The sequence below is a fragment of the Thalassospira sp. ER-Se-21-Dark genome, from assembly GCF_017922435.1.
In the GTDB taxonomy this organism is placed as follows: Bacteria; Pseudomonadota; Alphaproteobacteria; order Rhodospirillales; family Thalassospiraceae; genus Thalassospira.
The window spans coordinates 313,889-326,320 of sequence record NZ_VDEZ01000001.1; the positions used below are offsets into that span (position 1 = coordinate 313,889).

The following is a 12,432-nucleotide window of genomic DNA, read 5'->3' on the forward strand; positions in this document are numbered from 1 at the left end:
TTTTAACTATCAGGTGGGTACCAAGGGCGGCCTGAGGCGCGCCCTTGGCGGGAGGAAATCTTAACGATATTCGCCGGCGTATTTTTCGACCTGCGCGATGTTGTCCTTGGTAATGAAACCGGGGCCGGAGTTGATATGCCCGGACGGCAGAACGCTATAGCGCGCATAGTTGGTCAGAATGACGACCGGAAGGTAGCCCTGAAGGTAAGGCTGCTGATCGATGGCAAAGTTGATTTCACCAGCCTTGATGGCCTCGGCAATCTCGGATGACAGATCAAACGTGCCAAACATCATTTCACCGGCAAGACCTGCGTCACGCAGGGCTGCAAGGGTCGGATGGGCTGAGTTCGGACCCAGTGTCAGCACAGCATCAACATCCTGATTGGTATTGAGATACGCGCTGACCTTGTTCTTTACTTCCGACGGGTCCTGACCGCTATCGATCATCTGGCTGCCAAGCTCGACACCAAGTGCGTCGGCAAAGCCACGGCAACGCTCAACAGATGCCGGGTTGGTGATGTAGTGGTTCACACAGACAAAGCTTTTCGCACCCGCTGCGGCGGCGCGTTTACCGGCACCAAATCCGGCATCATATTCCGGCTGGCCGACATGCATCAGCGCGCCAAGTTCTTCGGATTGTTCCTGCGTGCCGGAGTTGATCGTGATGACAGGGATACCCTTATCCACGGCATCAGTGATCGGCCCCTTAAGGACGTTGAAGTCTGCAATGGTAACGATGATGCCATCCGGATTGGTCGCAGCAGCCTGTTCGACAATACGCGCCATATCGGCAAGGTCGCCGGTCGGCGGGTTACGATATTCGACTTCTGCACCCATCTGATCACCCGCGACCTTGATCGCGTTTTTGATCACGTTCCACCAGCTATCAGAATCTGGTGCGTGGCTGATGAGAACGAATTTTTCATTTTCTGCGGATGCGGTTGCGGACAAACCGGCAAATGCAAATGCTGCTGCCGCGATGGCAGTAAGCGCCTTTTTCATCTGTTGCCTCCCTAGTCGGCTGAAATATTGGGATTTTCCCATTGAATTTATGTGTTCTTCTGGCAGTCAGTCGTCTTTGTGCAACCTTTCTGCTTCTGGCGGCGTGGGTTGATATGACCCGTTGAAACCGTTGAATGGAATTTTTGTTCTATTTTTTATCGAAATCAACATTTTTTTTCTATTGCACTGCAAGATAACCCTCTGTCACCGCCACAAGGCCTTGCCAAACCAGCTGAAACCGCCGCTCATCCCAACCCGAACCAATTGCGATGGCCGATAATGCTATTGCAGATAAGTGCAGTCGCCATCGGCCGTTTTAAGTTTTCGGGGCGACTCGCGTGGCACAAATCCCTGATCGCCAAAAGAAAACCGGCGCAGCTGATGGGCCACGCCGGTTTAAGTCCAAGCCCTGATGAGAACGCGTTTAATCAGGCCAGAATTTCGTTTGCGACATTAACGCTCCGTCCCTCGCGCGCAGAAAGCGCGGCGGCCTCGGCAACGACCAGGGCATTGATCCCGTCCTTCAGGGTAACTGGAAGGGGCGATGCCCCCTGCACGCCCTCAATGAAACTGTTCCATTCAATTTGATAGGCCTTGGCATAACGTTCGAGGAAGAAATGCTCCGGCTTGGCCTTGGTTGCACCGTGCGCGGTGATTTTCTCAATCGTGTTTTCCAGAACGTTATGTGCGGCAAGCAACCCGTCCGAGCCCAAAAACTCGATACGCTGGTCATAGCCATATGCCGCACGACGGCTGTTTTTAATCACGGCGATACGTCCACCCGAAAACTCAAGCGTGGTAACGGCAGTATCAAAGTCACCTGCCTTTCCGATCTCCGGATCGACAATGCTTGATCCGATGGCGGTGACTTTGTCGGGCAGCGCACCATACATCCAGCAGGCCATATCAAAATCATGGATCGCCATATCGCGGAAGATCCCGCCAGATACCTTTACATAGCTTACCGGGGGTGGCGCCGGATCAAAGGAAGTGATCGAAAGCAGCTCCCCCTTGCCGATTTCGCCTTGATCAAAGGCCGCTTTCAGACGGGCAAAGTTCGGATCAAAGCGGCGGTTAAATCCAACCATGATGGGTTTGCCGTACGGCTCACATCGCGCAAGACAATCTAGGGCACGCTTAAGATCAAGATCAACCGGCTTCTCACACAGAACCGCCTTCCCTGCTGCTGTCGCTGCCTCCAGCAGGTCCGCATGGGTATCGGTCGGTGTTGCGATCAACACGGCATCTATTGACGGATCGGCAATGATATCCTCGCTGCTGCGCACAGTAGCGCCATGCATCTGCGCGAGCTTCTCGGCAGGCTCATCAAATTTGTCCGACACCGCGACCAGTTCACTTTGCGGGTGCGCAACAATATTCACCGCATGGACCTGCCCGATACGTCCAGCACCCAGCAAACCTATTTTAAGCATTCCGATGTTCCTTCCCTTCGGCGTTCCCGCCTTGACTTACGATGATCGTCCCGAACTGCCTGCGACACGCCAGCAAGAACCTGGCAAACCAAATGGCAGATCGATGATTTCGGGATGATCACGCGGATGTCTCTCGCACCCGTTTATGCTGATACGCGTATTCTGCTTGGGAATACGCTATGGAATTTTTATTCCATTATTTTTGTTTTTCAATAATTATTTTCCATCGATCAGTTTCTCGCGCTTTGCCCCGACAGAAACGGCCAAGGCAATTGCCAACGAGATTGTCGCCGAAAGTGCCCTGAACGCCCCGACATCGACCTCCGATACCGATAACATCAAAGCTTCTGTTTTGCGCATCGGCCCGCTCAGCGAATCACTGATCGCCACAACCTTGTTTCCAAGGTCATGTGCATAGGCGGCAAGATCAATCGTTTCCTGTGAATAGGGCGCAAAGGTGATCGCAATCACCACATCGCCCTCGCGGATCGCGTGGCGTGGATTAAGGTTACCCACACCGTCATGCAGAACGGCGGCAATGTTCATCTTTTCAAAGGCATAGGAAAGATAACTCGCGACCGGAAAGGCACGTCTGAAACCAACCACATGGATCATAGGGGCTTCGGCCAGGACATCCACCGCCTTTTCAAGCGTTTCCAGATCGACCGTTGACGCCAGATTTTCCAACGACAACCGCCCGGCTTCGACAAACTCGGCCAGCAGGGCACTGGGGCTGTCATCCCCTGTTGCACGCAGGTTCTCAAGCCGTGTGGCGTAGTCCGGCCATTTTTGCGCATAGGTTTCCCGAAACATTTTCTGCATTTCAGAAAATCCGGAAAATCCCATCAACTGACAGAACCGCATGAAGGCCGAGGGCTGCACACCTGCACCGACCGATAGTTCGGCAACTGTGGAGACAGCAATGCGATCCGTATTTTGCGCAACAAACTCCGCACATTGGCGCAGCCTTTTGGGCATGGTTTCCGATATTTCGGCCAGACGGTGATTGAATTCCTCAAGCGAAACAGGTGCGGTCTGATCACTCATGGCGTTTATTCTTCCTTGTTTTGTTTCTGCTTGACGCACGGCGCGTTCCATGATCATCCATTAAATAGAACAAAAATTCTATTTTGACTAGGTTAGGAGTTCCGGCAAATGAAATCTCTTGGCATTGGCCTGATTGGCACTGGTTTCATGGGAAAGGCGCACGCGCTGGCATTTGGCGCAGCACGGGCTGTTATGGGCGATGTGCCGGAGTCTCATCTTGCGGTTTTATGTGATACGCCGGTCGAAAAAGCCAAACAGATGGCCGACCAGTTCGGCTTTGCCAAAAGTACTGCCGACTGGACATCGCTGATCTCAGATCCGGATGTCGATATCATCTCGATCACCACGCCGAATGCGCTTCACTTCGAAATGGCATTTGCCGCCATCAAGGCGGGCAAACATGTTTATTGCGAGAAGCCCCTGGCTCTCACATTGGATCAGGCGCGCGAAATGCGCGATGCCGCCCGCACAGCAGGCGTCAAAACCATGGTCGGCTACAACTACATCAAGAATCCGGCATTCACACATGCCTGTCGATTGATCCAAACTGGTGAAATCGGTGAGATCGTTCATTTTCGCGGCTGGGTGGACGAGGATTATCAGGCTGACCCGGCACTCCCCTGGACATGGCGGGCCAAACTTGCCGACGCTGGTCTTGGGGCGTTGGGGGATATGGGATGCCATCTGGTATCGATGGCATATGGCCTTGCTGGCCCCATCGACAGTTTGATTGCCGATATGCAAACTGTTCACACTACCCGCCCGCTCCCTGATGGAACCGGGCGGGCCAAGGTCGAAAACGAGGATACGGCATCCGCCTTGGTGCGGTTCGCCAACGGCGCTCAGGGCAGCCTTTCGACATCGCGCTCCGCATGGGGCCGCAAAAACCGGCTGGCTTGGGAAGTTCACGGCACCAAGGGTATGATCTGCTTTGATCAGGAGCGCATGAACGAGTTGCAGCTTTATCGCAATTCAGGCGACAAGGCACAGCAGGGTTTCACCACAATCCTGACCGGCCCGGCACATCCGCCTTATGGCGAATTCTGCCCGGCACCGGGACATCAGCTTGGCTTTAACGACCTTAAGGTCATCGAAGCTGCCGCACTGCTTTGTGCGATCCGCGATGACAACCCGGCCTACCCCGATTTCGAACACGCTTACGAATTCGAAAAAATCATTCATGCAATCGCGAAATCCGCGACTGACGGGACAAGGGTCTCGCTGTCTGAGGTATAGCTGTCACGTGCCGCAAAAGGTAACATTCGAGATACAGCAGAATCAATTACTTGGCATTTCCGATTGCCTCAAAAAGCTGCCATTTCTCTCAAAGTACTTTTGCAGGTCTATGACTTTCTCTGCCTGAAACGATCAAACGCTACGGCGATCACAATGAACGATCCAACAAACGTTCCCTGCCAAAATGTGCTTATACCAAGCAAAATAAGGCTGTTGCGGATCACTTCAATCAACAATGCACCGACCACGGCACCAAACGCAGTGCCTCCGCCACCTGCAAGATTGGCACCCCCAATGACCGCGGCGGCGATGACGGTCAACTCCATGGCCTGGCCAAGATTGGTCGTAACCCCACCGAGCCAGCCAACTTCCAGGACCCCGGTAATACCTGCCATCAGGGCTGAAAACATATAAACGCTGACTTTGATGCGCGCGACGGGAATGCCGGTCAGAACCGCTGCGTTTTCGTTGCCGCCAATCGCGAACAAATGCTGGCCCCAACGTAAATGCCTGAACGCGAACGCCGTCACACAGGCCAGAATCACCATGATGATCAACGGATGCGGAAGACCGAGCGTCGAACCGCCCCCAAGCCAAAGCAAGAAGTCGTGATCCGGCCCGAACTCATAGATCATCTTGTTATCAGAAAGCACCATTGCCAGACTGCGCGCGACCGACAGCATGCCAAGCGTCACCACGAATGGTGGCATTTTCGCATAGGCAATCAGTACGCCATTAACCGCCCCGACAAGCAACGAGATGCCAAGTGCGGCAATACAACCGAGCCAAAAAGGCATTCCCGCGGACATGATGACGCTGACCGTCATCGCAGAGATCACCAGCGTAGAGCCAACAGAAAGGTCAATCCCGCCGGATGCAATAACCGCCGTCATGCCAAGCGCAATGATCCCGACAAACGCAAAATTGCGGGTGACATTGAACAGGTTGCGCTCTGTTGCGAAACTGTCGGTCATGATCGTCAATGCCAGGCAGGCAAAGACAGCCGCCATAAACACCCAAAAAATCTGCTGGCTTGTAACCCGCGCGATCAGCCCATGATGCTGAGAACGATTGATGACTTCAGCAAGAGTCGGCGTTGCCATATTCATTGTTCCTTTTTTAGGTCCACTCATGCGTGCTCAATCGCGCCGGTAATCAGGCCTGTAATTTCTTCTGGCGAAGACTGTGATGCTTTTTTGTCTGCAACAAGTTCGCCCCGCCTTAAGACAACAACCTTGTCTGCCACCTCAAAGACATCTGGCATTCGGTGGCTGATCAGAACGACAGCGATACCCTGATCACTAAGCTGCCGGATCAGGTTGAGGACTTCCGCCACCTGTCGAACAGAGATCGCAGCCGTTGGCTCGTCCATCAAAACGATCTTGGCATCACTCAAAAGGGTTCGTGCGATTGCAACAGCTTGGCGTTGCCCGCCGGACATTTTGTGCACCAGATCACGGGGACGGGTTTCCGATTTCAATCGCGCAAACAGTTCGGCGGATTTGCTGCGCATGAAGGCATAATCCACAACCTTGATCGGCCCTATCCTGCGGGTTGGTTCACGTCCCAGAAATACGTTAGACGCTGCACTCAGATTGTTGCAAATCGCCAAGTCCTGATAAACGACCTCGATACCGGCTTTCTGTGCATCCAATGGTTTGTTAAACGCCACTTTCTTATCGGAAATAAGGATATCGCCCGACGTCGGGGCAAAGTTCCCCGCAATCACCTTGACCAAGGTGGACTTGCCCGCCCCGTTATCACCCATAAGTCCGACAACTTCGCCCGGCGCAATAGCAAGTGACACGCTATCGAGTGCCTGTATGGCGCCATAACGTTTGGATATGTTTTTAAGTTCAAGCACATTCATGAACACCCCCCATGTCTGCTGATCCATTTAACGTGGTAACAAGCAGACGGTTTTCTTTTGTGATTTATGGTTTTTGCAGCAAGCCCAGCGCCCTTTCGGTATTTTTTCTGGTGCGATAGGCTGCAAATTGTTGATCCGCCAGAACACCCAGCAAAATCACAGCGCCCATCACTGCGAAATTCAGCGAAGATGGAATGCCCAGCAAATTCACCAGGTTCTGCAGTTCCTGTAGCAACACGGCCCCAAGAACGATCCCGATGACGGAACCTTCGCCCCCGCGCAAAGAACATCCGCCCAAAACAGCCGCCGCAATTGCATACAGCTCGTAAAAGTTACCATGCGAAGACGGCTGGACGGACTTGGTGAACATTGCGAAATATATCGCCGCAATCGATGCGAGCACGGCACAGATCACATATGCCATCACCGTGACGAAACGGGCGTTTATCCCCGAAAAGCGTGCGGCTTCCTCGTTCTTGCCGACCGCGCAAAGGTGACGACCAAAAACTGTGTGATGCAATACAACCCACATCACCGCCGCCACAATCAGCATCGCGACGAACGAGTGCGGCACGCCGAAACTCCGACCGATTGTAAGCCATTCAAGCTGAGGATAACTGGAACCAAAAGGAAATCCTGCCGTTGATTCCGCTGTGTATCCACGTGCGATGCCGCGATAAATCAAAAGCCCACACAAGGTAACGACAAATGGCTGCAGCCTAAATCGTGTAATCAGGATACCGTGCGCCAGCCCGATCAGAACACCAAGGCCAATGATGATCGCCACGGCCAATGGCCAGGGAACACCGAACTTACCGACCATGTCGACAAACAACACACCAAGCAGCGCGATCACTGATCCGACGGAAAGATCAATACCGCCGGTCATGATGACAAACCCTTGCCCAATGGCAAACAGGCCAAACAGACCGATCAGATTTGCGGTATTGCCAAGGTTGATGGGCGACAGAAAAAGCGGGTTGCGCATATAAACAATTGCGCCAACCACGATAATCAGAATGCCAAGACCGATATCTTTTTTTTGCATTTCTCAGGCCTCTTCCAGCACCTTACCGACGGCAAGATTGAGCACATTGCTCTCGGAAAAGCGAAAGCGCGGCAATTCCCCAGTAATCAGCCCGTCTTTCATCACGACAATCCTGTCTGAAACCCCGATTACCTCTTCCATATCGCTCGATATCATCATCACCCCCACTCCGCGATCGGCCAGCGATCGCATCAATCCATAAATCTCGGCTTTTGCACCGACATCGATCCCCCGGGTCGGCTCATCGAAAATGATGACCTTGGGATCCATGGACAGCCACTTTGCCAGAACGACTTTTTGCTGGTTGCCACCAGACATTTCATTTGCAGCCCGGCGAACATCATGTGTCTTGATCGCCAATGCACTGCGCTGGGATTCCGCCACAGCGATCTGACGTTTCTGGGAAACAAGCCCGCGCGATGTGTATGCTGGCAAGTTGGCCATCGTGACATTTTCCAATGTCGGAAATTCAAGGATCAACCCGGCCCGCTTGCGGTCTTCGGGCACAAGATAAAGCCCTGCTGCGATGGCATCGGCCGGGCTATTGATCTCGGTCTTTCTGCCATCAATCAGAATGTCCCCGCCAAGCTTGTCGCCGACACCAAAGATTGCCTCGGCCAAGTCTGTGCGCCCTGCCCCGATCAAGCCCGCAACGCCAAGGATCTCGCCCGCCATCACATCAAAGCTTGCCGTGCGATCAGGCTTGCCTCTGATCGCAAAGTTTTTGACGGAAAGAACGGGTTTGGTCGCAGGCACTGAAGGTGGTGTGTAAAGTGCCTTGAGCTCTCGTCCGATCATCATGCGGATCATCGCATCATGCGTAACGGCCTGACGCTCAAGCACGCCGACATTATGGCCATCGCGCAGGACAACCGCACGATCGACGCATTCCTCCACCTCGCTCAGGCGATGTGAAATATAGATGACGGCAATCCCTTGCGCCTTAAGGTCGGCAATGACCTTAAGCAGCATGTTGGTCTCAGAAAGTGTGAGACTTGATGTCGGCTCATCCATGATGACCAACCGCGCATTCATCGACAACGCCTTGGCGATTTCCAGCAACTGGCACTCCGCCAAGGATAATGTGGAAACCGGTGTATCTGGCTTGAACGGGGCGCCAACACGCTCGATCAGCGGCTCCGCCATTTTATTCATGGCTTTGCGATCAGTCAGCCGCAAAGGCCCACGTACCAGTTCCCGGCCAAGGAAGATGTTTGCGGAAACATCCATGTTATCGAAAACATTCAGTTCCTGATGGACGAACGCGATCCCTGCTTGTTGGGACTGTTTGACGTCAAAGGCGTCATAATGCTGTCCATCAAGAATAATTTTCCCGGATGTAGGGGCGATCAGCCCGCCGAGAATCTTCATCAGGGTCGATTTTCCGGCCCCGTTTTCACCAAGAAGTCCAACAACTTCGCCAGCTTTGATCTGCAATGAAACATCATTAAGGGCCACCACACCGGGATAAACCTTGGTGACGCCTTCAAGTCGCAAATCAAGTCCATGCACTGCACTCATATACTCGGCTCCCCAATGTCCATTCGACATCGTTGGAAAGGTGCGAACGGGCGCACGCGCAGATTTCGTGCGTCCGCTCGCTAGGCAGGGGGAAGAAAATTACCCGCCTATTCTTTCCTTAACGACGGCCTCGAACTCATCAACATTGGATTTGTCGATCACCTGCGTCGGCACGATGATCAAGCCATCTGCAGGCACTTTGGACTTGTCCCCCTCAAGGTAATCCGCCATCAGATGCATGCCCTGATAACCCCACTGGTACGGGTCCTGAACAACCGTGCCAGCAAAGCTGCCCTCGCGAACCGCGCCTAGCGTTACAGGGTCTTCATCAAAGGCAACAACCGTCACCTGCCCCAGCTTGCCAGCAGCCTGCAATGCTTCGTAAATTTTGGGCGGGTTGTAGGAATAGAACCCGACCATGCAATCAATGTCGGGATTTGCCGCAAGCACGTCATCGACGTTTGATCGCGCACGCGCAAAGTCGACATCATCACCACGCACATCGACAAGCTCGATACCGCTGCCTTCAACCGCCTGACGGAAACCGGCGATACGCTCAATCGCGTTGTCGGCCCCAAGGAACCCGACAAAGCCCATGCATTTTCCGCCGTTTGGCAGTGCTTTGACGGCAATCTCTCCAGCCTGAACGCCAGCGGCAACGTTCGATGATCCAAGATAGGCGATGCGATCACTTTGCGGGGCATCACTATCGGTGGTAAAGAGCGGCACCTGGGCCGCAATGCGATTGAACGCATCAATGGAGTTCTTTGGATCGGCCGACGAAATCATGATCGCATCCGTTCCCCCGGCGACCAAATCATCCATCAGCGCATTCTGAAGTGCTGCGGTTCCCTGTGCAGGATACCGGAACTGCAGTTCATATTCGGGGAGTTCTGCCTGTGCGGCCTCGACCCCTGCTTCTGCCAGTTTCCAAAAGTCCGAAGCAGCATTCACCACGAATGCAAGCTGCTGCTTTTCTTGTGCGAACGCCCCGCCAGCCAGAACCATTGACAGACCGAGGGTTGCGAATGTTGTTACAAATTTCATGCGTTTAATCCTCCCGATTAACAATCCGCACGACTGTATTTATAAATTATCTGTGCGGCTCATCATTAATAATATCATTAATAATTTTGGATCAAGCGTTTTTCACTCCCGGTTGTGTAAGTTGATGGTTTTAATTACAGATTGGCCCACGTTTTTTGCTCTTCGCTCGCAAAAACCGCGTCAAGAACACGCATGGAGGCAATCGAATCCTCGATGCCGTATGGCAAACCTCTTCCTGTCAGAATGGCCTGCGCAAACATTTCCGCCTGTTCGGCATATTGATCACACGCTGGCACGATCTCGCAGCCAGCCAGGCTGCCATCCAGGCTCTCGCCTGTATCGACAATCAGGGCGGTTTCTTTGTCTGCCGGCGCGTTGTAGGGGATCATGATTTCGGCCCGTGCCTTCGTGCCAAACACATTCAAGGTCTGATACGGACACAGTTGGGTCGAAACCATGAATGACAATTGCCGGCCGCCGCCAAAGTCCGCAACCACACTCGCCATCCGATCGGTTTTGAATGCGGGATCTCGATCGATCAGGGCCATAACGCGCAACGGCTCGTCTTCGAACAAAAACCGTCCCGCCGTGATCGGGTAGCAACCGATATCCATGATGGCACCACCACCGGCCTCTGACCTGTTGCGAATATCCCGACCATCATCGTTAAAGTAACTGAATGCCGCCTGGATCGCCCTGACCTCACCAAGCTCACCGCTTCTGACCATCTCGCGCACACGTATCCATTGCGGGTGGTAGCGCACCATAAAGGCCTCTGCGACCAACACATTTTTCGGACACGCGCGTAGCCGTTCTGCATCGCGCGCATTTAACCCGACGGGCTTTTCACACAGCACATGCTTACCTGCCCGTGCTGCAGCCAGCGTCCAGTCGACATGCATATGGTTTGGCAACGGGTTGTAAATCGCATCAATTTCCGGATCAGCAATCAACGCCTCGTAAGACGCATAAGACTTCTGAATTCCAAGGTCATTGGCCACCCTCGCCGATCGCCCCGCATTGCGCGATGCAATCCCCAGCACATTCGACGAGGGTGATTTTTTGATTGCCGGAATAACTTTCTCCACGCCGATATTGGCCGTCGAAAGAATGCCCCAGTTGATTTTTGTTTTTGTCACGTTGTCTTCCGCCCTTTGTAAGCCCGGATAAAAATCGAGCCGGATCTGATCAACAAATCCGGCTCAGTTCATCAAGGATTGGTATCAGTTATCCGCGCAAAAACCCGGATCCGACTGATTGCAAACATCCAGTCCCGTATAGAGTGGATCATCTACCTTTTTGCCATTGATCAGTTCGATCATCACGTCAGGTGCCCGATACCCCATCTCAAACGGACGCTGACCGACCTGCGCATGGCTGCGCCCGTCGCGGAATGCCTGGGTTTGCGGAGGAAGCGTATCGCCCGCAATCAGGATCAGCTCCTTGGATTTCAGCCGGTCCATGACCTGATCGGTAACCTGGGCATAGGCTTGCGGCGCAAACTGTGCCCAGCCGCCAATCAGAATAAAGGCATCAAGATCGGGATTTGCCGTGAAGGTGTCGGCCATCTGCTGATTGGCAAGATCGACCTGGTCATTGGTAAAGACCGGACACCCTTCAATTTCCGTCCAGCCATTGCTGTTCGCAAGGCGCTCGGTCCCCTTAGCGCCTGAAATCGTGTCGCGGAAGCCAGAAGCACGCGCGTTAATATTGTCCGCCGCAACATTCCCCAACTGCAAACATACCGATCCCCCGTCCGGCTTAAGCATCATGGCTTCTTCGGCCATCTTGACCCCCATCAGATAGTTGTCAGTTCCCAGATAGGTCGCGCGCAAATCGCGATCTTTTTCAAGGAAATCGGCATCAATCGTCATCACCGGAACATTCGGGTTGATCTGACGAATTCGGTTTGCCATCGCTGGCGCATTTGACGGCGAAATTGCGATTGCGGCAACACCGCGGGTCAACAGATCATCGACGATCTGAACCTCGCCAGCCTCATCAGCACTGGATGCAGGCCCGGTGTACAAACACTCGTATTCAGAGTCCATGTTCTCCGACATCCACTTCTGACAACCCAGATTGATTTGCTCGAAGAACGGGTTATCCAAGCCTTTCACCACAATGGCCAATGTCTTTTTCCCATCGGCATTTGCAGCGCCAACACCTGTCGCAAGAATGAGCGCAGATGCGAGAGTTAGTAACATTTTATGTTTCACGTTTAGCTC

At 53.3% G+C, this 12,432-nt stretch carries 11 protein-coding genes; 1 reads left to right on the top strand and 10 read right to left on the bottom strand.

Annotated elements, in window-relative coordinates:
• Positions 1-60: 60 nt before the first annotated feature.
• The 3 genes from FHI25_RS01385 to FHI25_RS01395 all read right to left on the bottom strand — a co-directional run bounded on the left by FHI25_RS01385 (position 61) and on the right by FHI25_RS01395 (position 3,482).
• The gene (locus tag FHI25_RS01385; protein ID WP_210514316.1) at positions 61-1,002 is read right to left on the bottom strand and encodes a sugar ABC transporter substrate-binding protein; all 942 of its coding nucleotides are present in this window, start codon (positions 1,000-1,002) and stop codon (positions 61-63) included.
• A 428-nt stretch (positions 1,003-1,430) separates the two neighbouring features.
• On the bottom strand, positions 1,431-2,435 hold the full coding sequence (iolG, locus tag FHI25_RS01390; RefSeq protein ID WP_210514318.1) for an inositol 2-dehydrogenase: 1,005 nt from the start codon (positions 2,433-2,435) through the stop codon (positions 1,431-1,433).
• Between the two features lie 216 nt (positions 2,436-2,651).
• Positions 2,652-3,482, bottom strand: coding sequence for a MurR/RpiR family transcriptional regulator (locus FHI25_RS01395; protein WP_063088781.1), 831 nt, complete (start codon positions 3,480-3,482; stop codon positions 2,652-2,654).
• A 108-nt stretch (positions 3,483-3,590) separates the two neighbouring features.
• Between FHI25_RS01395 and FHI25_RS01400 the strand changes: the two genes are divergently transcribed.
• On the top strand, positions 3,591-4,718 hold the full coding sequence (locus FHI25_RS01400; protein WP_210514320.1) for a Gfo/Idh/MocA family oxidoreductase: 1,128 nt from the start codon (positions 3,591-3,593) through the stop codon (positions 4,716-4,718).
• A gap of 107 nt (positions 4,719-4,825) precedes the next feature.
• Here the strand turns inward: FHI25_RS01400 and FHI25_RS01405 are convergent, their stop codons facing one another.
• From FHI25_RS01405 to FHI25_RS01435, 7 genes are all read right to left on the bottom strand, one after another.
• On the bottom strand, positions 4,826-5,821 hold the full coding sequence (locus FHI25_RS01405) for an ABC transporter permease (protein WP_210514322.1): 996 nt from the start codon (positions 5,819-5,821) through the stop codon (positions 4,826-4,828).
• A gap of 26 nt (positions 5,822-5,847) precedes the next feature.
• Positions 5,848-6,588, bottom strand: coding sequence for an ATP-binding cassette domain-containing protein (locus FHI25_RS01410; protein WP_064779987.1), 741 nt, complete (start codon positions 6,586-6,588; stop codon positions 5,848-5,850).
• Positions 6,589-6,652: 64 nt separating this feature from the next.
• Complete coding sequence (locus FHI25_RS01415) at positions 6,653-7,636, bottom strand: ABC transporter permease (protein ID WP_210514324.1); 984 nt, start codon at positions 7,634-7,636, stop codon at positions 6,653-6,655.
• Positions 7,637-7,639: 3 nt separating this feature from the next.
• On the bottom strand, positions 7,640-9,157 hold the full coding sequence (locus FHI25_RS01420; RefSeq protein ID WP_210514326.1) for a sugar ABC transporter ATP-binding protein: 1,518 nt from the start codon (positions 9,155-9,157) through the stop codon (positions 7,640-7,642).
• A gap of 99 nt (positions 9,158-9,256) precedes the next feature.
• On the bottom strand, positions 9,257-10,204 hold the full coding sequence (locus tag FHI25_RS01425; RefSeq protein ID WP_210514328.1) for a sugar-binding protein: 948 nt from the start codon (positions 10,202-10,204) through the stop codon (positions 9,257-9,259).
• A 134-nt stretch (positions 10,205-10,338) separates the two neighbouring features.
• Positions 10,339-11,343: a Gfo/Idh/MocA family oxidoreductase gene (locus FHI25_RS20785; protein WP_210514330.1), complete on the bottom strand. Its 1,005-nt coding sequence runs from the start codon at positions 11,341-11,343 to the stop codon at positions 10,339-10,341.
• Positions 11,344-11,427: 84 nt separating this feature from the next.
• Entirely contained in the window at positions 11,428-12,411 is a 984-nt protein-coding gene (locus tag FHI25_RS01435) for a substrate-binding domain-containing protein (RefSeq protein ID WP_210514332.1), read from the bottom strand.
• Positions 12,412-12,432: the final 21 nt, after the last annotated feature.